The 22,518-nt window shown below is 44.1% G+C and carries 28 protein-coding genes; 5 read left to right on the plus strand and 23 right to left on the minus strand.

Annotated features, from left to right (window positions below; genetic code table 11):
* Window positions 1–51 precede the first annotated feature (51 nt).
* Window positions 52–873, plus strand: a complete 822-nt coding sequence (gene comER, locus M1J35_RS17805) for a late competence protein ComER (protein WP_254651842.1) — start codon at window positions 52–54, stop codon at window positions 871–873.
* A 116-nt stretch (window positions 874–989) separates the two neighbouring features.
* Here the strand turns inward: comER and M1J35_RS17810 are convergent, their stop codons facing one another.
* The 8 genes from M1J35_RS17810 to M1J35_RS17845 form a co-directional block, all read right to left on the minus strand.
* Entirely contained in the window at window positions 990–1,730 is a 741-nt protein-coding gene (locus M1J35_RS17810; RefSeq protein ID WP_254651843.1) for a class I SAM-dependent DNA methyltransferase, read from the minus strand.
* Window positions 1,731–2,084 (minus strand): ribosome silencing factor, encoded by a 354-nt coding sequence (gene rsfS / locus M1J35_RS17815; RefSeq protein WP_034757434.1) that lies wholly within the window; start codon window positions 2,082–2,084, stop codon window positions 1,731–1,733.
* Between the two features lie 4 nt (window positions 2,085–2,088).
* Window positions 2,089–2,655: a bis(5'-nucleosyl)-tetraphosphatase (symmetrical) YqeK gene (gene yqeK / locus M1J35_RS17820; protein WP_224519478.1), complete on the minus strand. Its 567-nt coding sequence runs from the start codon at window positions 2,653–2,655 to the stop codon at window positions 2,089–2,091.
* Window positions 2,648–3,169, minus strand: coding sequence for a nicotinate-nucleotide adenylyltransferase (locus M1J35_RS17825; RefSeq protein ID WP_305882319.1), 522 nt, complete (start codon window positions 3,167–3,169; stop codon window positions 2,648–2,650). The genes yqeK and M1J35_RS17825 overlap by 8 nt, the downstream gene beginning before the upstream one ends.
* Window positions 3,170–3,231: 62 nt before the next feature.
* The gene (yhbY, locus tag M1J35_RS17830; RefSeq protein ID WP_034757429.1) at window positions 3,232–3,525 is read right to left on the minus strand and encodes a ribosome assembly RNA-binding protein YhbY; all 294 of its coding nucleotides are present in this window, start codon (window positions 3,523–3,525) and stop codon (window positions 3,232–3,234) included.
* 1 nt (window position 3,526) lies between these two features.
* Window positions 3,527–4,315 (minus strand): shikimate dehydrogenase, encoded by a 789-nt coding sequence (aroE, locus tag M1J35_RS17835; RefSeq protein WP_254653791.1) that lies wholly within the window; start codon window positions 4,313–4,315, stop codon window positions 3,527–3,529.
* A 52-nt stretch (window positions 4,316–4,367) separates the two neighbouring features.
* Window positions 4,368–5,408 carry a ribosome biogenesis GTPase YqeH gene (yqeH, locus tag M1J35_RS17840; RefSeq protein WP_254653792.1) on the minus strand — a complete coding sequence of 347 codons (1,041 nt, stop codon included), beginning with the start codon at window positions 5,406–5,408 and terminating at the stop codon, window positions 4,368–4,370.
* A gap of 56 nt (window positions 5,409–5,464) precedes the next feature.
* On the minus strand, window positions 5,465–5,986 hold the full coding sequence (locus tag M1J35_RS17845; RefSeq protein ID WP_224519474.1) for a YqeG family HAD IIIA-type phosphatase: 522 nt from the start codon (window positions 5,984–5,986) through the stop codon (window positions 5,465–5,467).
* A gap of 437 nt (window positions 5,987–6,423) precedes the next feature.
* Here M1J35_RS17845 and M1J35_RS17850 point away from each other — a divergent pair, with 437 nt between their 5' ends.
* The 3 genes from M1J35_RS17850 to sigK all read left to right on the plus strand — a co-directional run bounded on the left by M1J35_RS17850 (window position 6,424) and on the right by sigK (window position 8,552).
* Window positions 6,424–6,564 (plus strand): sporulation histidine kinase inhibitor Sda, encoded by a 141-nt coding sequence (locus M1J35_RS17850; protein WP_034757416.1) that lies wholly within the window; start codon window positions 6,424–6,426, stop codon window positions 6,562–6,564.
* A gap of 318 nt (window positions 6,565–6,882) precedes the next feature.
* Complete coding sequence (gene pssA, locus M1J35_RS17855; RefSeq protein ID WP_034757414.1) at window positions 6,883–7,422, plus strand: CDP-diacylglycerol--serine O-phosphatidyltransferase; 540 nt, start codon at window positions 6,883–6,885, stop codon at window positions 7,420–7,422.
* Window positions 7,423–7,835: 413 nt separating this feature from the next.
* The gene (gene sigK, locus M1J35_RS17860) at window positions 7,836–8,552 is read left to right on the plus strand and encodes an RNA polymerase sporulation sigma factor SigK (RefSeq protein WP_034757411.1); all 717 of its coding nucleotides are present in this window, start codon (window positions 7,836–7,838) and stop codon (window positions 8,550–8,552) included.
* Window positions 8,553–9,013: 461 nt separating this feature from the next.
* Here the strand turns inward: sigK and M1J35_RS17865 are convergent, their stop codons facing one another.
* The 6 genes from M1J35_RS17865 to M1J35_RS17890 form a co-directional block, all read right to left on the minus strand.
* Window positions 9,014–9,154 (minus strand): YrzI family small protein, encoded by a 141-nt coding sequence (locus M1J35_RS17865; RefSeq protein ID WP_254651845.1) that lies wholly within the window; start codon window positions 9,152–9,154, stop codon window positions 9,014–9,016.
* 365 nt (window positions 9,155–9,519) lie between these two features.
* The gene (locus tag M1J35_RS17870; protein ID WP_224519473.1) at window positions 9,520–9,759 is read right to left on the minus strand and encodes a YrhC family protein; all 240 of its coding nucleotides are present in this window, start codon (window positions 9,757–9,759) and stop codon (window positions 9,520–9,522) included.
* A gap of 96 nt (window positions 9,760–9,855) precedes the next feature.
* On the minus strand, window positions 9,856–10,992 hold the full coding sequence (locus M1J35_RS17875) for a bifunctional cystathionine gamma-lyase/homocysteine desulfhydrase (protein ID WP_034757402.1): 1,137 nt from the start codon (window positions 10,990–10,992) through the stop codon (window positions 9,856–9,858).
* A gap of 2 nt (window positions 10,993–10,994) precedes the next feature.
* Window positions 10,995–11,918, minus strand: coding sequence for a PLP-dependent cysteine synthase family protein (locus M1J35_RS17880; RefSeq protein ID WP_254651846.1), 924 nt, complete (start codon window positions 11,916–11,918; stop codon window positions 10,995–10,997).
* A gap of 142 nt (window positions 11,919–12,060) precedes the next feature.
* Window positions 12,061–12,753 carry a 5'-methylthioadenosine/S-adenosylhomocysteine nucleosidase gene (gene mtnN, locus M1J35_RS17885; protein WP_254651847.1) on the minus strand — a complete coding sequence of 231 codons (693 nt, stop codon included), beginning with the start codon at window positions 12,751–12,753 and terminating at the stop codon, window positions 12,061–12,063.
* A 15-nt stretch (window positions 12,754–12,768) separates the two neighbouring features.
* Entirely contained in the window at window positions 12,769–13,407 is a 639-nt protein-coding gene (locus M1J35_RS17890; protein WP_254651848.1) for a class I SAM-dependent DNA methyltransferase, read from the minus strand.
* Between the two features lie 187 nt (window positions 13,408–13,594).
* Here M1J35_RS17890 and M1J35_RS17895 point away from each other — a divergent pair, with 187 nt between their 5' ends.
* Window positions 13,595–13,801, plus strand: coding sequence for a DUF2536 family protein (locus M1J35_RS17895; protein ID WP_034757389.1), 207 nt, complete (start codon window positions 13,595–13,597; stop codon window positions 13,799–13,801).
* A gap of 50 nt (window positions 13,802–13,851) precedes the next feature.
* Here M1J35_RS17895 and M1J35_RS17900 read toward each other — a convergent pair whose 3' ends face one another.
* The 9 genes from M1J35_RS17900 to M1J35_RS17940 form a co-directional block, all read right to left on the minus strand.
* Window positions 13,852–14,565 carry a YrrS family protein gene (locus tag M1J35_RS17900; protein WP_254651849.1) on the minus strand — a complete coding sequence of 238 codons (714 nt, stop codon included), beginning with the start codon at window positions 14,563–14,565 and terminating at the stop codon, window positions 13,852–13,854.
* 128 nt (window positions 14,566–14,693) lie between these two features.
* Window positions 14,694–16,451: a peptidoglycan D,D-transpeptidase FtsI family protein gene (locus tag M1J35_RS17905; RefSeq protein WP_254651850.1), complete on the minus strand. Its 1,758-nt coding sequence runs from the start codon at window positions 16,449–16,451 to the stop codon at window positions 14,694–14,696.
* A 90-nt stretch (window positions 16,452–16,541) separates the two neighbouring features.
* Window positions 16,542–17,018: a transcription elongation factor GreA gene (greA, locus tag M1J35_RS17910; protein WP_224519467.1), complete on the minus strand. Its 477-nt coding sequence runs from the start codon at window positions 17,016–17,018 to the stop codon at window positions 16,542–16,544.
* Window positions 17,019–17,189: 171 nt separating this feature from the next.
* Window positions 17,190–17,825, minus strand: coding sequence for a uridine kinase (gene udk / locus M1J35_RS17915; protein WP_060670737.1), 636 nt, complete (start codon window positions 17,823–17,825; stop codon window positions 17,190–17,192).
* A 5-nt stretch (window positions 17,826–17,830) separates the two neighbouring features.
* Entirely contained in the window at window positions 17,831–19,108 is a 1,278-nt protein-coding gene (locus M1J35_RS17920; RefSeq protein WP_254653793.1) for a peptidase U32 family protein, read from the minus strand.
* 33 nt (window positions 19,109–19,141) lie between these two features.
* A complete protein-coding gene (locus M1J35_RS17925; RefSeq protein ID WP_254651851.1) occupies window positions 19,142–20,071 on the minus strand; it encodes a peptidase U32 family protein in 930 nt (309 codons plus the stop codon).
* Window positions 20,068–20,715 (minus strand): O-methyltransferase, encoded by a 648-nt coding sequence (locus M1J35_RS17930; RefSeq protein ID WP_254651852.1) that lies wholly within the window; start codon window positions 20,713–20,715, stop codon window positions 20,068–20,070. The genes M1J35_RS17925 and M1J35_RS17930 overlap by 4 nt, the downstream gene beginning before the upstream one ends.
* A 192-nt stretch (window positions 20,716–20,907) precedes the next feature.
* Window positions 20,908–22,050 carry an endolytic transglycosylase MltG gene (gene mltG, locus M1J35_RS17935; protein ID WP_034757370.1) on the minus strand — a complete coding sequence of 381 codons (1,143 nt, stop codon included), beginning with the start codon at window positions 22,048–22,050 and terminating at the stop codon, window positions 20,908–20,910.
* Between the two features lie 163 nt (window positions 22,051–22,213).
* Complete coding sequence (locus tag M1J35_RS17940; protein WP_034757367.1) at window positions 22,214–22,504, minus strand: DUF1292 domain-containing protein; 291 nt, start codon at window positions 22,502–22,504, stop codon at window positions 22,214–22,216.
* Window positions 22,505–22,518: the final 14 nt, after the last annotated feature.

Raw genomic sequence — 22,518 nt, forward strand, 5'->3', positions numbered from 1 at the left:
GCAAGGAATTCATACCTTTTAGGAGAGAGTGGGAAAGAAGGAGGGCTGAACATGAAAATAGGTATCATCGGAACGGGAAACATGGGGAAAATCATTATTGAAGCTCTCATTGAATCACAGGCGATTTCTCCTTCACATCTTCATATTACGAATCGTTCATTAAAAAAAGCCGAGGATATAAAAGAGAAATTCCGCAACGTGAACATAGGTCGCACGAATGAAGACGTCATTTCTTCATCTGATCTGGTCTTCATCTGCGTCAAGCCGCATGATGTATATGATGTGATTCAAGAGAATAAGAAAAACTTCACGAAGGACAAATGTGTCGTTTCCATCACAAGCCCGGTAAGTGTGAATCAGTTGGAATCCTTATTACCCTGTTCCTGCGCACGATTCATTCCAAGTATTACGAACCGCGCACTGAGCGGTGTGTCCCTTCTAACATATGGAAGTCATTGTTCAGATAAATGGAGACGGGAAGTAACGAAGATTGCCGGACATATCTCTACTCCAGTCGAGATTGATGAAAATGTAACTCGGGTAGCATCTGATATCGTCAGCTGCGGGCCGGCTTTTTTCAGTTATGTGACGCAGCGGTTCATTGATGCTGCAGTGGAAGTGACAGAGATCGATCATGAAACCGCAACTGTCCTCGCATCTGAAATGCTGGTCGGTCTTGGGGATCTGTTAAAGAAGAATATTTATACGTTGCCGACACTTCAAGAAAAGGTTTGTGTAAAAGGAGGGGTGACCGGGATCGGGATTTCTGTAATGGAAAGAGAACTGGGAGATGTTTTCGAGAAACTTTTTGAAGCCACACAAGAAAAATTCGTGGATGATATTGAAGGAACCAAATCACAATTCGGGGTCTAGAGTGACTCCTCTTTTTATACTTCGACATAAATTGATTTATTCCTTCTTTTTTCTATCGTCCTGCCGTAAACGAAGATAAGCCGGGTCGTCCTCATTCTGAGGCGACCCGGCTTTTGTTATTTCTTTTTACACGCAAAGAAGATTCTCTCACTCTTGTCTGTCGGAGATTCTTCCGTAAAATCCGCAGTGATATTCAATACCTCGAAGCCGTTGCCCGCGAGCCACTCCTTTATCATAAGGATTGGATAGGTACGCTGCTTGTGCAGCTCTTCCACTCTCTCGTACTGTCCGGTTTCTTCATCTTCCACGAAAAAAGTCAGTTCATGTTCCACACTATTGGGAACTTCACCGGGGAAGCAATCCCATATATAGGATACATGATCATCCGTAAGGGTAAAGGTTTGGTTCATGAATATCTGCGTCATTTTGAAAATGGAATGCACATCAAAAAGGAATAGCCCATCCTGCTTCAGGTGTCCATATACCCCTTTAAATGTGCTCTTCACGTCACTCTCGTCTTTTAGGTAATTCAATGAATCACAAAAAATCGTAATGATGTCGTATTCACCAAGGGAATCGAGCCTCGACATATCCTGCTGAAACCACTGGATATGGACATTCTTTGCCGATGCCTTTTCCTGGGCGATGGTGAGCATGTCCTGAGACAAGTCGACCCCCGTCACATCATATCCGTCCCGTGCAAGCCTCAATGATAATTCCCCGGTTCCACAAGCGATATCAAGAACCCTCTTCCCCTGGTGACGTATTGCCTGGCGGTTCACATACTCCAACCAGCCATCGTATGGGACGTCCTGCATTAAATAATCGTATACATAAGCAAAACGCTCATAACTCATTTACAGGTTCTCACCTTGTCCAACCTCGACGAATGATGCATCTCCCCATAATCGTTCAAGATTATAGTAACCTCTTTCTTCTTTATGGAATACGTGAGCGACGACATCTCCTAAATCAACCAGGATCCAGCGTGCCTGATCGAATCCTTCCAGTCGTTTCACTGTGTATCCCTTTTCTTCTGCTGCGTCTTTCAATTCACGCGCGATCGCCTGTACCTGTTTGTCTGAATTACCGTGACAGATCAGGAAATAATCCGCAATCAACGAAACACCTTTCATATCCAATACAACAATATCCTCAGCGCGTTTATCATCAGCCGCTTTAAATGCTAATTCTACTAAATTTTGTTCCATTCCTTCATCTCCTCTGATTTAATGTCAGTTCATTGTAAAAGCGAAATGTATCCGGATAGATCGCTTGATTTTTTTTCATAAGAAACGTGATCGTATTCTGAAGAGCTTTTATGAGTGCCAGGTCCAATGATTCCTTGGCAAGCTCCCTCACTTCTTCCACACCTGGGAACCTGCGATTCGGCTCAATATAGTCGGCTAAATAAACCACCTTGTCGAGTACCGTCATCCCCTCTTTCCCGGAAGTATGGAAGCGGATGGCATCCAGGATATCACGGTCTTCTATCCCGATCTCGCGTTCGACCAGGATAGCTCCTACAGGCGCGTGCCATAACTCGCCATTATACAGTAATAGATCCTTTGAAAGATTCTCCCTTTCAATGATCCCCTGCATTTCCTGTTTATCCCGGAACTTTGCATAGTCATGAAAAATCGCAGCTGTTTCAGCCTTTTTCTCATCGGCTCCATACCGTTTCGCAAGCTCTATGCTCGTCTCCATGACTCCACATGTGTGAATGTAGCGATGTTCTGTCAAATGCTTTTTAACCAGCTCCAGCGCTTTTTCCCTATTCATATAACTTCTCCTCCTTGATCAATCGATACACATCGTCCGGAACCAAATAGCGAACCGTTTGTCCCTTTTTTACAGTGTCACGAATGTATGAGGAAGAAAGATCGACGGCCGGCACTTCAATCAATTGTACGTCATAGGGTGTCTCATGGGAATAATCTGGTCGATTGACCCCGATGAACTTCACCATATTCTGCAACTCTTCGATTTTATACCATTTCGGGAGATACTCGATCATATCCCCGCCTATGATAAACGAAAATTGGGTATTCTCTTCTCTTTCCATCAAAAGCTTGATGGTGTCATATGTGTAGGAGGCACCCTGTCTTTCGAGTTCGATCCGTTCAATCGAAAAACGGGGATGCCCCTTGATGGCTGCCTCCAGCATCCGAAGACGCTGGTCCACGGTTACCCTTTCATCCACCTGTTTATGGGGAGGTACATGGTTTGGCAGAAAGCGGATTTCATCTAATTGTGCCTTTTCCAACACTTGATCTGCAATGACCAAGTGACCCATATGGGGAGGATTGAAAGTACCTCCCAGAAGTCCAACCTTTTTTTTTATCATCGTATCGATCCTTATCTTGGCAGGATTAATTGCTTATTTTCTTTCGATTCTTTGTACAGGACAATCGTATTTCCGATAATCTGGACAATTTCAGCTCCTACACCTTCCGAAAGCTCTTGTGCAACCTCTGTCTTATCCATATCACAATTTTGAAGGATGCTGATTTTCATCAATTCCCTCGTCTCGATTGCTTCTCCAATCGTTTTGATCATATTATCGTTGACTCCGCCTTTTCCTACCTGAAAAACCGGATTTAAGTGATGTGCTTCTGAACGTAAAAACCTTTTTTGTTTACCTGTTAACATGTTAACCTCCTAGTTGTTGTAAAACGGTGTCCCTCATAATGGAATAGGACGGAAAGATTCCTGTCCATTTCTTAAATGAGAGTGCTCCCTGATAAACGAACATATCAAGCCCGTTCTGAGTCAGGGCACCTTTTTGCTTCGCCTGTTTCAATAATGTTGTTTCCAGTGGATTATAAATGATATCCGAGACGATGCTTCCCTGCTTTAATTTATTGACCTTTATAGGACTGTCTTCAATATGAGGAAACATGCCGATGGATGTCGTCTGGATGATGACATCATAATCGTGCAATTCGTTCTCAGCAGCTTCAAGGGAAAGGAACGAAGAATCTAACGGAAACGGGCAGGCATCCATCATCTTCTTTGCCCTGCCCGGGGTACGGTTGGTTACATCGATCTTCCCCACACCCGAAGAGGCAAGTGTATAATAGATGGCCCGGGCTGCACCACCGGCCCCGATGATCAGCATCGACTTGTTTTCCAGACCCTCACCGGCTACCTTCTTCAAGCCTTCAACAAATCCAAGACCGTCTGTATTATACCCAATCAGCTTGCCATTTTCATTTGCAATCGTGTTGACAGCCCCGATGGCTTTTGCCAATGGATCAATCCCATCGAGGAGAGACATGACATGTTCTTTATGAGGAACCGTCACGTTCACTCCCTCAATACCCAAAGCTTTGATTCCACGGATGGCGTCGGGTAGCTGCTCTTTCTTCACATGAAATCGAACGTATTCAGCATTGATTCCATTATCTTTAAACGCGCTATTATGCATCAGGGGCGACATTGAGTGAGCAATCGGATCCCCAATCACACCATAAAGAGCCACAGAAACCCTCCTAGATCAGTGATTTTCTTAAGAATACGCTGACACCTTTCGGGACGTGAGCGGCAATCGTCGCTCCAGCATCATTGACGGTGATCCATCCCAAACCTGAGAAAACGATATCCGTTTTCGGTTCTTTGATCCTGAACTCGTGCCTTACAAGTGGAGGGAACGTATCCATATCGTCTTTTCTTGGTGGCTGCAATAATTCCCCCGCATGATTTTTATAGAGTTCTTCCGCCTTTTCAATCTTCGTCCGATGGATGGACAGCTCATTTGAGAAATAGCAGGTAAACGGCTGACGCTCACCCGCCATGAAATCAAAACGGGCCAATCCGCCGAAGAACAACGTTTGTTCCGGATTCAACTGGAACGTCCTTGGCTTGATTTCTTTTTTAGGCGTAATGATTTTCAAATCCTGTTTATCTACAAAGTGGGCCATCTGATGATGATTGATGATGCCGGGTGTATCAATCAATGATTCTTCATCATCCAATGGAATTTGAATCATATCAAGAGTCGTACCAGGGAAATGGGAAGTCGTGATGACATCCTGCTCTCCCGACACATGTTTGATGATGCGATTGATGAACGTGGATTTCCCTACGTTCGTACATCCAACCACGTAAACATCTTTTCCATTCCGATATTCCTCGATCGCTTCGATCGCTTCTCCGATCCCCTGTCCCTTGGCTGCACTCACCAATTGAACATCAATCGGTTTCAATCCAAGTTGACTCGCTTCATGCTTCATCCAATGAATCAGCTTAGAGTGCTTCACCGACTTAGGCAAGAGGTCCACCTTGTTTCCTATCAGAAGAATCGGATTGGATCCTACGAACCTGTGTAGTCCCGGCAGCCAGCTACCATTAAAGTCAAAGATGTCCACCACTTTGACTATAAGCCCTTCAGAGTCACCAAGCTCATTCAGTATTTTCAGGAAGTCATCATCGGTCAACGGAACATCCTGGACTTCATTATAATGCTTTAATCTGAAACAGCGCTGACAGATGATTTCTTCTTTTTGAAGAGCCGAAGGAGGGGCATAGCCCATGCCTTCTTTATTTTCCGTCTGAATTTCAACGCCGCAACCTATACATACAACTCCACTCACTGTTTATCCTCCCACTCAAGCATGCCTTTACGCTTGAAAAACTTCATGATTCTGCGTTCTACCTGACGATTGAATTTTGTAAAAAAACCATCCGATTGAGCCACAGGTACGACCAGTATCGTGTGGAAGCCACTGCGATTTCCACCCAATACGTCCGTTAATAGCTGATCGCCGATGACAACCGCCTCTTCCTTTTTTACACCCATTTGTTTGATCGCTTTCTTAAAAGCACGTCCCATGGGCTTTCGTGCCTGAAAGATGAATGGCACACCCAAAGGTTCGGCGAATGCCCCCACACGGTTTTTATTGTTGTTGGATACGATGGTCACAAGGATCCCCTGCTCCTGCATTTCCTTAAACCACTGGATCAATTTAGGGGTGGCGTTTGGCCTGTCCCACTCCACCAACGTATTATCCAAATCGGTAATGATTGCCTTGATCCCTTTTTCCTTCAGATGTCCCGGGGTGATAGTAAAAATATCCTGGACCTGTTCATTGGGTAAAAACTGCTTGATCACATGCTACACCTCAAATTTCTTTATCGATTATATGATGAACTGCTTTCGATATAGTTTCATTAGATGATATCGAGAAACGATTTCTATAGTATACCTTTAACCTATAACAGATTAATGATAACCAATTTTACATACAGATTCAAAATAAATCATATATATTCCTGTAATTCCAAACATATACCGATAAAAAATAAATATTTTTCGACAAATTTCCAGCTTTCTTCAACCTTGTGGATAACCTTATTCACATTATACAGAACTCAAATAAGCTTTATTTACCAGTTATATACAAGTTAGTCACAACTTATCCACCATGTACTGTGGATAACGGAACGCTTGTTCTGCAAAAAAAATTTTGGTAAAGTTACATTACTACTAAAAAACGTACTTACATTAAGTTTCGAATAAAAAGATGATGAGTAATGGAGGTGGCATTAATGAGGAAATTATCGGACGAACTGTTGATTGATTCTTATTACAAAGCGTTGGAACTGAAACTCAATACAGAATTCATTCGCCTCATCGAAATGGAAATTCACCGTCGATCTCTTACAAATAAAATAAAAGCTACTTCGTAGAATACTAACATGAAACGGGACGGATTTATATAAAATCCGTCCTCTTTTTTATGGAATATATGCTCCTGAAGCATTACATTTCAATTTACTGACCTACTGTCCAGTCAAATGGTCCACTCAATGTAAAAAACGATTAACTTTAACAGTTTAATAAGTATATAATAAAATATAATTATATACTATATGAATAAGGATCTTTTTTCACTGCATAGTGTTAACCATCAACGTTAACCAGGTGAACAGGTACTCGTCAAGGCATATTTCAGCCACGAATCTTGTTCAACAGTGAGCAAACTTAAAAGAAGGAGTGAGTGATGATTGTTTCTCTCCGGGGTACTCGATCAAACGTTCAAAAAGCTTAAAACCCAAACAGCCAACCTGATTACCCTTTCGAATTTATCATTAGGTGGTTTTGCTATTATTTCCGTTCTTCATAACCAATTACATCTTAGCTTGATCCTCATTTTCATCGCTGCCTTGACCGACAGGTTCGATGGATTAGTGGCAAGAAAGTTAAACATCGAGTCGGAATTAGGAAAGCAGCTGGATTCCATGAGCGACATCATTTCCTTTGGTGTGGCCCCTGCATTGCTTATGTATACGGCCGTTCTCAGCCAGTTTGACTATCCCGGCATGTTCTTCACCATTTTGTATGTAGCGTGTGGTGCTTACCGGTTGGCCCGCTTCAACATTTCGGAAAATGACGGCTATTTTACCGGTCTTCCCATTACGGCAGCCGGCTGTTTACTGACCTTGAGCTATCTTCTTATTCCATTTGTCTCAAGTGTGCTGATCGTGTGCATGACCATCACACTATCTGTATTAATGGTCAGCCCCTTTACGTTGAAGAAGATGTAAGGTATACAAGAGAGCCCTGTTCACTTATGAACAGGGCTCTCTTTGTGTATTTATTTCATACCCATCAGGCTAACAACAGTTATAGTTATTGACGTACCACCAGCCACCAAATAGGAAAAGCAAGATTAGCAATACAACGATTAACGCAAAGTAGAATCCCCCGCCGCCATAGCAACCTGGATAGACTGGTCCGTAACAAGGATATCCATAAGGCATGACCATACCTCCTCACTCACTTTTACTATCAGTATATGTACATAGGGAAGGAGCGTATAGGCAGTTTGCATCTTTATTATAGAATTCAACTTGGAAAAAAATGTTCCAATTCCTGATTACTTTCACCGGACATGCAAGGACATCCCCTTATAGACATATGAATGAATATAGGCTCAAGTCATCATGGAGGTGGAAATATGTCTGGAGTTCTAACAGCACTGGGTTATTTCTTTAAGGAGTTAATTTTCCTCGTTTCTTACGTTAAGAATAATGCCTTTCCGCAACCATTATCCGCTGCAGATGAACGAAAATATCTAAAGCTGATGGCGGAAGGGGATGAACACGCCCGCAACATGCTCATCGAACATAATCTCAGGTTGGTTGCCCACATCGTCAAGAAATTCGAAAACACAGGCGAAGATCCAGAAGATTTGATTTCCATCGGCACCATCGGATTGATCAAAGCGATCGAAAGTTATTCTGAAGGAAAGGGAACCAAGCTTGCCACCTATGCGGCACGATGTATTGAGAATGAAATCCTCATGCACCTCCGTGCCCTGAAGAAAACCAAGAAAGATGTCTCACTCCACGATCCCATCGGCCAGGATAAAGAAGGAAATGAAATCAGCTTGATCGATATCTTGAAATCGGAGAGCGATGATGTCATCGATACGATTCAGTTAAGCATGGAACTCGAAAAGGTGAGAAAATATATTTGCGTACTGGACGAAAGGGAAAAGGAAGTCATCGTCGGGCGTTTCGGTCTGGATTTAAAAGAAGAAAAAACGCAGAGGGAAATCGCAAAAGAATTGGGGATATCGAGGAGCTATGTCTCAAGGATCGAAAAGCGTGCCCTCATGAAAATGTTTCATGAATTCTACCGGGAGGAAAAAGAAAAAAGGAATAAATCCTAATAAAGAAAAGCGGTCCCGGGACCGCTTTTCTTTATTTTCTACTCTACACTGACTTCAGCCGAAATGATCAAACCAATTACAGACGTCAGGATAAGACCCATGATCATTGAAAACATTGTCATCCTCTCCCTCATTAAATTGCATTTCCTACTATTAATGTATCACGAAAAAACGGAAATTCCCCTACCATTCGTGAACAACTCTTTACTAAGTATTGACAGATATGTGACCGAAGACAAAAGGAGGACCCCCGTCCATAGGGGTCCTCCTTCATTGGTTATTTGAGTTCACGGGTCTTCTTTCTATGGAAGAAAGCGGACCAAATGACAATATTCAAAAACATCTCTCCACCACCTTCTGGTTCGTTAGGCAGTATCCTTCTCTACCCATAGCGCATTCAGCATTTTCTCCTGTACATAAATCATTTTTCATTCTCCTCTCCATGTGTTGGTTTTTTAGGATTAAAACATTTGAGGCATAGAGTGCTGCTTTGTTTTCGTTTCTTCATAGCTTTTTAAAACCATTTCATGATGAGAAGCTTCTTCAAACGTTTTCTGTTTCTTATTGAAGGTTACCGTTATAAATAAAAGATTCAGTGTCATACAATATCACCCCTTTCAACGTTCCTGCAAGTATGCAGGGCATAGTAAATAGCCACAAAGCGACCGACCCTTGTGGCACAAAAAAACCACAGGGATCTACATTCTCCCTGTGGCTATTATTGAATGAAATTCAAATTAAGCAGAAAACATCCCACAAGCGGTCGAATGATCAAAACAATATGAAGTTGTGTCTTTTTTTCCAATAAGCACGAACATTTTCTTCGACCTCCCTCTTGTGATTTTTTTCTTACATTGGTTAGTATATCCAATTATTGCACCAAAGTAAACTCTTTTCTTCATTCTTTTTTCTACAAATTTCCACATAAAAGAGCGGGTCCTCACTGAGAACCCGCTTTTTTCATCTATTATTCATCCGCTGATTGCAGATCTTTTTTATATTTAATTGCTTTTATGAAGAAGTATAGTGACAGCCCGAGTAAAACAACGGTCCCTGTCATGAGGGGCATCATTTTGCCGGGTGTAACGGTCACTGTCGGAATGATGACACCTAAATACATAAAGACACTCAGTGCAAGTAATGTAAAACCAAATCGTTTGAAATCAACGACCTTATGTTGAATGATCTTTTTGCTTGTGTTCTTCATTGCATTCACCTACTTTTGAACTAGTAAACTCTCATTCTATGGTAACATATGATTCTATACAGCCTACCATGTAATTGATACCAGTTCTGCCAAGGGTTACTTGGAAAGGGCGTTGTCTATATCTTCAATCAAATCCTCCACATCTTCAAGACCGACGGATATCCGGACAAGGCCGTCTGTGATCCCCAGTTCGTTCCGACGCTCCGCCGGAATGGACGCATGGGTCATGCGAGCCGGAACGGAAATAAGACTTTCCACTGCTCCGAGACTTTCAGCCAACGTGAAATATCTCGTATTGGTCAGAAGACGGTCTGCATTTTCCTCACTGCCTACATCAAAGGAGACCATCCCGCCGAATCCTGATGCCTGCTTTTTGGCGATGGCATGATTCGGATGAGTTTCAAGACCAGGATAGTAAACCTTCGATACTTTCGGATGAGCCGTCAGGAACTCGACAATTTTCCTGGTGTTTTCTTCATGCTCCTCCATACGCAGCCCCAAGGTCTTGATCCCGCGAATCAATAACCATGAATCCTGCGGCCCAAGGACACCGCCTGTTGAATTCTGTACAAAGAATAATTCTTCAGCCAGTTCTTCTGAATTCACTACAACGAGACCTGCCACAACGTCACTGTGTCCACCGATGTATTTCGTAGCACTATGAAGGACAATGTCCGCTCCCAGGGCAATCGGGTTCTGCCAGTAAGGTGTACTGAACGTATTATCTACGATGGTCAGCAGATTGTGTTTCTTGGCTAATGAAGCCGCTGCCTCGATATCTGTGATTTTCAGCAATGGGTTGGTCGGTGTTTCAATATAAACCGCTTTTGTATTCGGCTGGATGGCCTTTTCGATAGTGTTTACATCGCTAGTATCTACGAAAGTGGACTCGATGCCGATCCGGTTTAACACCTTCGTCATGACACGGTATGTCCCTCCGTACACATCATCTGTCATCACAATATGATCCCCGCTGTTGAACATCATCATGACTGCAGTGATCGCCGCCATTCCCGAGCCGAATGCAAAGCCTTTTTCCCCGCCTTCAAGATCTTTAATCAGCTCTTCAAGGGCATGTCGTGTGGGATTTCCTGAGCGAGAATATTCGAACCCCTTGTGCTTTCCTACTTCATCCTGCTTATACGTACTCACCTGGTATATGGGAGTGGATACAGCACCTGTTTGAGGATCTGTAGGGATACCACCGTGGATTAATTGCGTTTTCTTTTTCATGATTAGATTCCTCCTTGGTATATTTTTTTGCTTAAATATCTCTCACTTGAATCCGGGAAGATGGTGACAATATGGCTACCCGGTTCAGCCTTTTCTGCTTCCACTAGCGCTGCATGCAGGGCAGCTCCGGAAGAACTGCCTACCAGCAGCCCTTCCAATAATGCAAGTTCCTTTACCCTTGTGAAGGCATCCTCGTCAGTGACGGTATGGATACTGTTAAAATAACTTGCATCCATATATCCAGGCAGGAACTCCATCCCGATGCCTTCTGTTTTATGTGGGCCTGACTCTCCCCCATTCAGGATCGATCCTTCAGGCTCCACGATCACTGTTTTAATCGTGTCCTTCATTTCTTTAAGGTAGCGTGCAGTCCCCATGAAGGTCCCGCCTGTCCCTGCGCCGGCGACAAATGTATGGATGTGACCGTCCATCTGTTTCCAGAGTTCCGGTCCTAATGTTCTGTAATACGTATTCGGGTTGGCTTCGTTCCCGAATTGCTGTGGGGAATACGAGTTAGGGGTCTCTTCTACCAATTCAGCAGCTTTCGCGATGGCACCCTTCATGCCTTCTTCAGTGGGGGTATGGACGATTTCCGCTCCAAGGGCTTTCATCAGTTCCTGTTTCTCCACGCTGAATTTCTCAGGGATACAGAACTTCACTTTATATCCTGAATTGACGGCGGCTAAAGCCAGGCCGATCCCCGTATTACCTGCCGTTGGTTCGATGAAGGTACCCCCTGGCATGATCTTGCCATTCTCCACTGCATCTCTTAACAGCTCAAGCCCCAATCGATCCTTCACACTGCCTCCGGGATTAAAGAATTCAAGCTTCGCGAAGAGGCGGACCCCGTTCTTCAGCGGGAAATGCGTCAGTTCAACAATCGGTGTATTCCCTATCAGGTCATGTACACTTTTATACACGTCCATATATTCAATCCCCTTTCAACCAAAAAAACTGACCCTTTCACCAAACCGTCTTCATTACCAATGAAAAGGACTGTTCGTCTGAACAAGCCTGGTACACACGGTAAGAGGGGTAGATGCCTGGGTCAGCTATATTCTCTTTCTATTAAACAGATTTCACGATATTCATGACCATTTTAGCTGAATGAAGTGCAGCTTTTTCCAGGTATTGATCGAAAGACACATCTGATTCCTTGCCGGCGATGTCGGAAAGGGAACGGATGATGACAAATGGTACGTGGAATTGATGCGCTACTTGGGCGATCGCTGCCGCTTCCATTTCCACTGCCTGCAAATCCGTGAATTTGTCACGGATCGCATCCACCCTCACTGGATCATTCATGAATGAATCCCCAGTAGCAATCAATCCGGAAACCACCTGTGCATCTCCGAGTTCCTTCACACTATTGATCGCTGTTTGCTTCAAGTTCTCGTCTGCCGTAAAAGCTGCCGGAAGCTGGGGAACCTGGCCGTATTCATAGCCAAAAGCCGTTACATCCACATCATGATGTCTTACTTCAGTTGAAATGACTACATCACCGACATTTAGAGAAGGATCGAATCCTCCTGCTGACCCTGTGTTGATGATGCAATCCGGTTTGAAGTGCTGCAATAGGACAGCCGTAGACATCGCTGCATTCACTTTCCCGATTCCTGAACGAAGCAAAATCACTTCTTTGTCATGCATTGTACCGCTTGTATATTCACACCCTGCGATGGTTTCCACTTTCGGGTTTGAAATATTCTCTCTTAATAAGGTTACTTCTTCTTCCATTGCTCCGATGATGGCGATTTTCATTGCTAAAACCTCTTTCTACTGTTTAGTCGCCTCCATGATCCACACAAATGTATTCACTTGCTGAAACTGTACAGAAAACCCATTCTCTCGCAAAAGCTCTCTTAACACTTCGAGAGTCGTGTAATATTCCCGTTTTAAATCTTCAGCCAGATTGACATACTCTTTCTTGATCGCTTGGGATATGGCGGCTTGATGATGCTGATCGGTCTCAAACATTGTATCAGCAAATACTATTTTACCACCTTGTACTAGAAGCTTTCCATAGATGCCGAAAGCTTTTCCCTTTTCTTCATCGGTTAAATGATGAAATGCGTAAGAGCTTACGATGGAATCGGCTTTTCCCTCTAAAGAAAAATCCAGAAAATCGCCGTCCCGGAATGTGACACGATCACCAAGCTTCTGCATTCCAATCGCTCTCATTTCCGGAGAGGGTTCATAGGGGATGACCTCGAGTCCCGCATCCAATAGCTTCTTGGTTAAATTCCCTGTACCGGGTCCAAACTCGACCACCTTCCCCTTTGAACGGGCGACCACCCCGTCAAGAATTGAATCATAGTGTTCGAATACGGCTTGATATTCCACATCTTTTCCTGTCACTGTATCATCATACGAATCTGCCCAGTCACCGAACAGATCTAAAAATTCTCTACCCATGGTTCAGCACCTCAGCTGCATTAAGTTTATAATTCCTATAAACATACTATGAATTAATTTTAAAACTGTTATTAAATTATCATATTCTCCTGATGAATTCAACAATAATTCATTGTCAAAAGGATGGAGGGGCTCTAAAATAGAGGGAGAAAGCCTTTCCGCATCACGCATAATTAGGAGGTTCACCATGAATATTTCATTCGATTTAATAGAAGATAAAGTGGAGTTTTTCGAAGCTGACAATCTCAGGACTTTGGAGAAAAAGGTAGACGAACAGATCCAGCATAATAAAGCCATCATGCTCTCCGTCCATCACGTGGATCATTCCGTTTCCATCGATGAGAACGGCAGAAGATTATACAGTGCCGTGGTTCATTTTAAAGTGAAGAAGTAATTCATGTAAAAAGGCCCTTCCATTTGATTGGAAGGGCCTTTTTATATCCATCAGTCTTTATCATTTTCCTTTAATTCCTGCACCTTCGTCGGCTGCCATCCTTTGCCGTCGACCCATTGCAGATACACCCGGTAAGGGATTTTGGTGTCTTTGGCCGTTACGGTCGCCATGGACTTTTGAGGCCCTCCATTCCCTTCGATATACCAAATGGTCATGTTACTTTCGGGAATGCCCGTTGCATAAGAAGTAGCCTTAACTTTTTCGTTCCAGTCGACGCTTCCTGTATCATAGGAAGAAACGTGTTCACCTGACTGCTCGGTGCCGATAGGCTTCCAGTCAGGATGCACCATCGTTTTTACTACATTGGGGTCGTCACTTTCCTCGACCTTCATCTTACTTTGGTCTTCCCCGTCTAATGCGACAGAATCCTGCTCCTCATCAGAAGACTCGTCTTTCTTTTTCTCATCATCTTTCTTCTTGTCTTCATCTTTTAGTTCATCGTCCGCTTTATCCTTAGAATCGTCTTTCTCATCCATGGAAACGGAGTTGTCTTTTTCTTTCGTCGCCTTATCGCTCTTGTCAGCACTTTTGGTTTCTGAATTCTTCGGGGCGTCTGTCGTTGCCTTTTCGTCGCCGCCCCCTCCAAGTACGATGGTGCCTCCTACCACGACAATTAATAGAAGTACGATTGCAATCATTATGTTTAACAGTTTATTAGTATTCTTTTTAGACCGTTTATCTAATCGAGATTGGTATTTCGCCATTTTGTTCCCTCCCTATTATCCTAAACATTTTAACATGATAAGAGGAAAAGAATAAAGCGAAACATTATCCATCCCGGGATGATTCAGCTATAAAGGGAAAAAGGTCACAGAACGCACGGGACTCCTTCCTACTCATGATCAAGCCGGTAGACAGCATCGACGCTGTCTTTGAAGATCGGGTAAATTCCCCCTTCGCCTATGGTCACGTCCATGTTGACGGCCACCAATGCGTATTTGGGATCTTCGAAGGGAAAGTAGCCTGCGAACCATTTATTATATAATTCATTTGCTTTCACTCTTTCTCCCCGATAATTCCCTGTCTGTGCGGTTCCAGTCTTCCCGGCAATGGTATAGGCCGCGTTTTGCAAATAGGGTGCCGTACCTTCCGGGGAGTTCACCACACCCCGCAGGTACTGCTGAAGCTTCATGGCCGTGAAAGGGGTGATCGTCGCACCCTCGATCTTCTGTTGAGGGAAGGAAAACATGTTGGTGCCATTTTGATACTGCACAGAAGAGACGGCACTCACCTGAAATTTCTCTCCCCCCCTGGCAATCGTGGCCATCATATTGGCGATGCCAAGCGGTGTGACGCGGACTTCCTGTTGCCCGATACCTGTCTGGGCGACCAGTTTAGGTTCAGCCCTGTCCCCGTCAGTAGCGAAGATCCTTCCTTCACTCACCTGAAGCTGAGGAAAGCTTTCGTAATGAAAGACGTTGCCTCTCCATGCAATGTCACCGATCAGTCCGATTTTCTCGGCATACTCATCGAGCAGGTGGTCATCCTTCTCTGTCAGCTCTTTAGCAAGATCCGCAAATGTACGGTTACAGCTGACGGCTATGCTTGTCTTAATGTTAATGGTGCCGTGAGGCTTTTCAGCGCTCCCGCCACGGATGTCTTCATCACAAGGGAAAAGCCTGCGTTCATCTACCATCCCCTCATCCATGGCTGCAGCTGCGACGACGGTCTTGAACACTGAACCCGGTATCAACGCTTTCAGCATGAGATTCCCCGCTCCTCCACTGAATGGATCCCGGCTCTTCATGGCTGGTCTGGATACACTGGCGAGTATTTCACTCTTTTCAATATCCAGGAGCAACAGCCCCCCTTTTTGGATGTTGTACGTATCCGCCACATCTTCGAGTGCCTCTTGCATCCCTCTATCGATGGTCGTTTTCACATTCAGTGGGTAAAAGGGATTGGCAGGTGCCAGATACTTTACATCCACACCGAATAAAGGGCCACCCCTTGCATCGACATGATAGATCAGTTTCGCTTCCTCTTCTGCGACCAGCCACTCATCAAAACTCTCCTGAAGTCCAGACACACCGATTTTCTGATTCGCCCCCTTCACTTTGTCGGGGTAGCGTTCGTGGAATACGTCTGTATTTTCCCCGGTGACCCCTATCAGCTGGGAAGCAGGTACTTCGTCGCTTTTATACTTTTTCGTAAGGGCGAACACTCCCTGTATTTCAAGAGAATTAATTTCCTTCATCTGTTCTTCTGAAAGCCTTAACGGATCCTTCCCGCCGAAAACGATCGGCCCTTTCGCTTCCTCCACTTTCGTTTGGATCGTCTGCTGAGGAACATGAAGGATCTCTGCCACTTTATCCACCGGCCAATCCAGTTGTTTTAGAAACGGGAAAAGGACCAGAACATTCTTTTCTGTATACGTAAGGGGTTCACCGTTCCGATCAAGAAACTCCCCCCTGCCTTCATCGATCACCAATGCTTGCGTCCTTTGTGCGACACTCTCTTCAAGAAGGTTGATTTTGTGTTTGGAATAGGATTCAGTCTGGAATAATTGCAATTGCATCAACCTACCTGAAAGTCCTGAGAGAGCAAGTAATAAGACGATACTGAACAACCTGATTCGTTTCCGTTTCATTTTGTCACCTCGTCCCCATTGTTGACGAGTTTTATGCGAATTAATCATAAAAAAAGAAGAGGCTCTAAATTGGAGCCCCTTCCCGGGTGATCAGCTTACTTCTACAATCTTGACGCTCATTTCCCCGCCTGGAGTCTGAACATTCACTTCTGCGCCTACTTTATGGCCAAGAAGGCTTTTCGCGATTGGTGAATCATTTGAAATCTTTCCTTCAAATGGATCCGCCTCTGCACTGCCGACGATTGTGTATGTTTCTTTGTCTCCGTCAGGCAATTCCACGAATGTCACTTTTTTTCCTAATTGTACTGTATCTGAATTCATGTCATTTTCTTGAATGATCTTTGCATTGCGAATCATGTTTTCCAATGTGGAAATACGACCTTCAACGAATGCTTGTTCATCTTTCGCTGCGTCGTACTCAGAGTTCTCGGATAAATCCCCGAAGCTGCGGGCAATCTTGATGCGCTCGACGACTTCTTTACGTTTAACCGTTTTCAAATTCTCCAGTTCTTTTTCTAACTTCTCTTTACCTTCTGCTGTCATAGGAAATACTTTTTCTGTACTCATGACCCTCTTCACTCCTTTTCTATCTAAGAGCTTCCCATGCTCCATATGTAAATGTGCTACGTATGTAAAGGGAGGGAATGGAGGGAGAATGTCTTCTCCCTCCATTCCCTGCTTCTTTACAATGTGGGAAATGGTAACCTTCGCCTATATGTCTTTATCTATGCTATCGTATTACAAAAATGACTTTTGTTCAAGAATTGTTTGAATTTTTGTTACCATTAAATCGATTGCCACGTGATTATGACCGCCTTCAGGAATGATCACATCGGCATATCGCTTCGTTGGTTCGATGAATTGATTATGCATCGGACGGACGACCGTAATGTATTGATCGATGACAGAATCGATGGAACGCCCGCGCTCTTTAATGTCGCGAAGCATCCTTCTGATGATCCGAAGATCCGCATCTGTATCTACGTAAAGCTTAATATCCATTAAGTTACGCAATCTTTCATCTTCTAATACTAAAATTCCCTCTAAAATAATGACATCTTTCGGTTCAACGAGGATCGTATCATCCGAGCGGGTGTGCATTTTGTAATCATACACCGGCTTATTGACGGGCTGGTGATCCAATAGACCGTGCAAATGTTGAATCAACAAATCATTATCAAAGGCTAATGGGTGATCATAATTGGTTTTCAACCGTTCCTCAAATGGTAGATTCGATTGATCTTTATAATAATAATCCTGCTGCAGCATTAAGATGGAATGACCTTGGAATTGCTCATAAATGGCTTTGGTGACGCTCGTCTTCCCAGAGCCGGATCCTCCTGCTACACCGATCACAACGGGTTTCTGCTTCATAAGTATTAGATGTTCTCCTTTCGCATCATGTTATCAGGGTAAACCCTCTGATGCACCTTGAATTTCACAATTTGTAACGGGTGACGGGCAACGTCAAGCTCATTCCCGCGCTCATCCCACATCTTTTCGATAACCTGCGTAAAATTGGAGATTTCAGGACCGAAAAACTCTACTTCCTGTCCGGCTCTAAAATGGTTCCGTTGCTGCAAGGTGACAATCTGGGTGTCTTCGTCGTAGTCCAATACGAGTCCGACAAATTCATAATTTGTATTCTTCTTGTTGTGGACTCCGAACATCTGCTCCTTGAATCCGGGTACCCCTTCAAAGAACGCCGGGGCCGTTTCACGATTTGCGCACTTCTCAAGCTCCTCGAGCCACTCCCTTTGGATCTTGAAGTTATCCGGGTCTTTACAATATTCATCGATCACTTTGCGGTACACACTTACGACAGTGGCCACATAGTGAATGGACTTCATCCGCCCTTCGATCTTCAAACTGTCGATTCCCAATTCGACCATTCCAGGGATGGATTCGACAAGCTTCAAGTCTTTCGGACTCATAGCGAAAGGTGCATCTTCTTTATCATAAAGGGGATTTTCCCCGTCTTCATTCATTTCATATAAATCATAGTCCCAGCGGCATGACTGACAGCAGCCGCCGCGATTTGAATCTCTCGCGGTCATATGGTTGCTTAATGTACAACGACCGGAGTAGGCAATGCACATCGCTCCATGAATAAAGGTCTCAATCTCTATATCCACTTTCTCTTTCATTTCCTGGATTTCTTTGCCGCTTGCTTCACGGGCAAGCACCACCCGGTCCAGTCCTTCTTCTTTCCAGAATTGGACGGCTTTCCAGTTTGAAAGGGACTGCTGTGTACTTAAGTGCACCTCTACATCCGGGGCAACCCTTCTGCATGTTTCAATGATAAGGGGGTCTGCGACAATGATCCCCGCTACTCCGGCTTTAGTCAGTCCACGAAGATACTCTTCAAGACCATCCATGTTCTCATTATGGGCATAGATATTCGTGGTGACATAGATCTTTGCACCATATTTCCGGGCGAACTCCACGCCTTCTTTCATATCTTCAAAGGTGAAATTACCGGCATTTGAACGCAGTCCATATTCCTGCCCGCCGATATAGACGGCATCTGCCCCATAATGGACCGCAATCTTCAATTTTTCCAGATTACCGGCAGGAGCCAGTAATTCAGGTTTCTTCACAATGACACGCTTCCCATCCACAACCTTTGAGATCGGGTTTTTCACCACCGTGGTCATCATAACTCCTCCGTTCTGATCAATCTATCGCTCTTAATACACGGTTTCTTTAAAGAAGAAACCTGTATCCAACGGGCGATTATCCGGCTGCAGCCTTTTCGCTTCTTCCAGAAACTCGTCTTTCTGTTCGTCATAACTCTCTTCGTCTTCTGCACATAAATCAATGGCCATACGGTACAGTTTCGTCACTTCCAGGATATATTCAGAAGACTTCATCACTCCATCGATCTTGAAAGAGTCGACACCCGCTTCCATCATTTCACCAAGTTCATCGATGATGCACATATCATTCGGGCTCATGATGTGCGTGCCGTTCCCATCTTCAAAGATAGGATACTTATTGTGACGCTCCTCATCGTGAAGGAACATATTGCGCTGTTCTTTCCAATTTTCGATTTCCATCACTTTGCCTTGATATTCAAAATAGTTCCCGAGCAATGAGCGTTTGGATTGAAACATGCAGGTCATTCCATGCACCTGCACCTCGATTTCGACCTCTGCATATTCCTTCATTTCGATAATGCTATCCATGCTTAATTCCCGGGCGAGTACTGCACGCTTCGCCCCTTTTCTGCCCCAATAATTACAAGTGTACCAATTGGTGGCCGTCGTTTCCGTATTCCAATGGAGCTTCATCTCCGGTGCCACTTCACGGGCAGCCATCAATACGGCGGGATCACCGAAGACAATGGCGTCCGCCCCTTGCTCTTTAAGAAAGGCAATATAGTCATCGAGTTCAGCGACTTTATCATTATGAAAGAGGGCATTCATCGCCACATATACTTTCTTATCGTGCTTGTGGGCGACTTTGATGGCTTCTCCCACATCTTCCCTGGAGAACTCCCCGGCAAGCCTCAGGCCGTATCGCTCTTCACCGATCATGAAGGCATCGGCACCCGCAGATGCCAATGATTCAATATCGGATACAGAGGCAGGGGTCACAAGAAGTTCCGGCTTTTTCATCGTTGTTCACCTCTTTTTTTACTGATGGCAATTCCGTCACCGACAGGTAAAATACTTGTATCGAACTCTTCATGATTCATTAGCCACGCATTATAATTCTGCAGCTTCTTGACCATGTTCCTGATTCGTTTCTGTTCGACGTGTTCTTCTGCAACCAGTCCTTTGAATAAGACATTATCCGAGTAAACGACGCCGTTTTCAGACAGCATACCGGAATAGAGCTCAAAGAATTTAAGGTACTGACCTTTGGCAGCATCGATAAAGATAGCATCATATGGTCCGTGCTTTTCCACTTCCTCGGCAAGCTCCAATGCATCACCGAACAGGGTGACGACCCTTTTGCCATCTTCAGAACGGGAGAGGAACCCCTGTGCTGCTTCGAATCTTTCTTCATCCCGCTCAAGGGTGACGACCGTCGCCTCTGGAAGTGCCCCCGCCATGCGGAGGGCAGAATATCCGATGGCCGTCCCGATCTCAAGGATCACTTTCGGCTGTTGGATCCGTAACATCCCCAGGAGCGCTTCGATGCCGACCAGTTCCATGATGGGAACATTGTGTTCCACTGCATATTCCTCCATCTCGGAAATTAAGGCCGGACGTCCTTTCACGATTGATTCTATATAGCCAATCACTTGTTCGTTCATATATAAGCCTCACGATCATGTTCATAAATAGTGCCCGTGTAACGCTTCTTTCTTAACATGAAAAGAAGAAAGCTACAATGAGCTTTCTACTTCACACGTTCATCAAGATAACGCCCGGATATAAAAATAACTTGTACTATTTTACCACACAGAGAAGAGGAAAGCGAATGTTTCTTTCCTCTTCTCACCGAGCTATTCTTCTTTGTTGGTAATATATTTTGCTTTTTTCTCGTTATGTTCATCCAGTGTTTCAGAATAGTATACCGAGCCGTTGGAAGCTGCCAGGAAATAATAATACTCTGTATCCTCCGGCTGCAGGGCGGCTTCAATTGAAGACAAGCCCGCATTCGCTATCGGACCAGGCGGCAACCCCTTCACCTGGTATGTGTTATAAGGCGATTCCACTTCAAGATCTTTATAAACGGTTTTGTCTTTATGCTTTCCTAATGCATATAAGACCGTCGGATCTGTCTGAAGGGGCATACCTTCTTCCATACGATTATAGAACACACTTGAAATTTTCCCTCTGTCCGCTTTTTCCGTCGCTTCTTCCTCGATCAGGGAAGAAAGGGTGAGAAGCTCATGAGGCGTATACTCGTTTGCTGCCATGGCTTCCTGGTATTGAGCCAATACTTCATTCGTTTGCGCGATCATCTTCTTTAAAATCGTGTCTAAAGATGGTTTCTTTTCATAGAAAGGGTACGTCGCAGGATAAAGATATCCTTCCAGCGGGCGTTTGATTTCTTTCTTGAAGATTTCATCTGTAATCAATTCCGGATATTCCTCTTTTAATTGCTCGAGCCATTTCTTATCGTTTAATTTCTTTTCAATCTCATCTTTTTTATATGGGGACTTTTCAGCGATGATCTCTGCGATCTGGTCCAATTGAAGTCCCTCTGGAATGGTAATCTTGAATTCTGCTTTCCTCATGACCTTACCAGTCTTCAAGCTGTTGACGATTTCATTCAAGGTCATGGAAGGCGTCAAATCATAAGAACCTGCCTGGAATCCTGCTTCGTTATTGAATTTCACGTAATATTTAAAGACTGTTGAATTCTTAACGATCCCTTTGTCCTCCAGGATTTTTCCTATACTCGATACCCCGGAGCCAATGGGGATGTCCACTTTCACCGTTTTCGTATTATCAGGATCAACCGGTTTCAGGGCTGAATTCACATAAAGGTAGCCTCCAATGGCCGTTCCCCCTATGATAATGACAAGACAAAGAATGACAAGTCCTACTACTTTTCTAATGACTTTGGCCTCCTCTTGCCTTTCAAGCAATTTCTTCATAAGTGTCTCTTTTATCTTTTTCTTTTCTTCCAACGCTTTCATTTCCCCCCTTCGAGCAAAAAAGCGGGCTATCCGTCATGCGCAATTCGACATCATCTCCACTATTATACAATATTTTGCACAAAGTGAAACAGGGACCTGCAAAAAGGGTGAATTATTTGTCCCTTTTTGCGGTCCCTGTTTCATATAGTCCTATGACGACTGCTTATTCAGCGTCTTCTTCTTCATCAAGGAAAGTGTTTAACATTTCTTCGATCATGTCCCACTCTTCTTCTGTTTCAATCGGCTTTAATTCGCCTTCCTGGCCTTCGTCACCAGGCATGAATGCAGATGCATGAATTTCGATTTCTTCTTCGTCGTTCTCATCTGCCCCAAGTGGATAGTAAAGGACGTACGATTTATTGAATTTATCTGATTCAAATGTGAAAAGGACCTCGCATAATTGCTCATTTCCTTGTTCGTCAACTACTGTAATTTGTTTTTCTCCGTGTTCCATGAACATTCACCTCA

Source organism: Rossellomorea sp. KS-H15a (assembly GCF_024195245.1).
Lineage (GTDB): Bacteria > Bacillota > Bacilli > Bacillales > Bacillaceae_B > Rossellomorea > Rossellomorea vietnamensis.

Coding starts and splice junctions, on each gene's coding strand:
- M1J35_RS17865 (WP_254651845.1), bottom strand. CDS start 9,154: ATGACACTGAATCTTTTATTTATAACGGTAACCTTCAATAAGAAACAG.
- M1J35_RS17880 (WP_254651846.1), bottom strand. CDS start 11,918: ATGGACGTGTATAAAAGTGTACATGACCTGATAGGGAATACACCGATT.
- M1J35_RS17940 (WP_034757367.1), bottom strand. CDS start 22,504: ATGGAACACGGAGAAAAACAAATTACAGTAGTTGACGAACAAGGAAAT.
- M1J35_RS17870 (WP_224519473.1), bottom strand. CDS start 9,759: ATGAAGAACACAAGCAAAAAGATCATTCAACATAAGGTCGTTGATTTC.
- M1J35_RS17825 (WP_305882319.1), bottom strand. CDS start 3,169: ATGGGTCACTTGGTCATTGCAGATCAAGTGTTGGAAAAGGCACAATTA.
- M1J35_RS17905 (WP_254651850.1), bottom strand. CDS start 16,451: ATGAAACGGAAACGAATCAGGTTGTTCAGTATCGTCTTATTACTTGCT.
- M1J35_RS17930 (WP_254651852.1), bottom strand. CDS start 20,715: ATGAACGAACAAGTGATTGGCTATATAGAATCAATCGTGAAAGGACGT.
- mtnN (WP_254651847.1), bottom strand. CDS start 12,753: ATGAAAATCGCCATCATCGGAGCAATGGAAGAAGAAGTAACCTTATTA.
- rsfS (WP_034757434.1), bottom strand. CDS start 2,084: ATGGAACAAAATTTAGTAGAATTAGCATTTAAAGCGGCTGATGATAAA.
- M1J35_RS17925 (WP_254651851.1), bottom strand. CDS start 20,071: ATGAAAAAGCCGGAACTTCTTGTGACCCCTGCCTCTGTATCCGATATT.
- comER (WP_254651842.1), top strand. CDS start 52: ATGAAAATAGGTATCATCGGAACGGGAAACATGGGGAAAATCATTATT.
- yhbY (WP_034757429.1), bottom strand. CDS start 3,525: ATGTTAACAGGTAAACAAAAAAGGTTTTTACGTTCAGAAGCACATCAC.
- M1J35_RS17850 (WP_034757416.1), top strand. CDS start 6,424: ATGAGGAAATTATCGGACGAACTGTTGATTGATTCTTATTACAAAGCG.
- M1J35_RS17810 (WP_254651843.1), bottom strand. CDS start 1,730: ATGAGTTATGAGCGTTTTGCTTATGTATACGATTATTTAATGCAGGAC.
- aroE (WP_254653791.1), bottom strand. CDS start 4,315: ATGTCGCCCCTGATGCATAATAGCGCGTTTAAAGATAATGGAATCAAT.
- greA (WP_224519467.1), bottom strand. CDS start 17,018: ATGAGTACAGAAAAAGTATTTCCTATGACAGCAGAAGGTAAAGAGAAG.
- M1J35_RS17875 (WP_034757402.1), bottom strand. CDS start 10,992: ATGAAAAAGAAAACGCAATTAATCCACGGTGGTATCCCTACAGATCCT.
- M1J35_RS17920 (WP_254653793.1), bottom strand. CDS start 19,108: ATGACCACGGTGGTGAAAAACCCGATCTCAAAGGTTGTGGATGGGAAG.
- yqeK (WP_224519478.1), bottom strand. CDS start 2,655: ATGAATAGGGAAAAAGCGCTGGAGCTGGTTAAAAAGCATTTGACAGAA.
- M1J35_RS17890 (WP_254651848.1), bottom strand. CDS start 13,407: ATGGGTAGAGAATTTTTAGATCTGTTCGGTGACTGGGCAGATTCGTAT.
- mltG (WP_034757370.1), bottom strand. CDS start 22,050: ATGAAAGCGTTGGAAGAAAAGAAAAAGATAAAAGAGACACTTATGAAG.
- M1J35_RS17895 (WP_034757389.1), top strand. CDS start 13,595: ATGAATATTTCATTCGATTTAATAGAAGATAAAGTGGAGTTTTTCGAA.
- udk (WP_060670737.1), bottom strand. CDS start 17,825: ATGAAGCAGAAACCCGTTGTGATCGGTGTAGCAGGAGGATCCGGCTCT.
- yqeH (WP_254653792.1), bottom strand. CDS start 5,408: ATGGGCTATGCCCCTCCTTCGGCTCTTCAAAAAGAAGAAATCATCTGT.
- M1J35_RS17900 (WP_254651849.1), bottom strand. CDS start 14,565: ATGGCGAAATACCAATCTCGATTAGATAAACGGTCTAAAAAGAATACT.
- sigK (WP_034757411.1), top strand. CDS start 7,836: ATGTCTGGAGTTCTAACAGCACTGGGTTATTTCTTTAAGGAGTTAATT.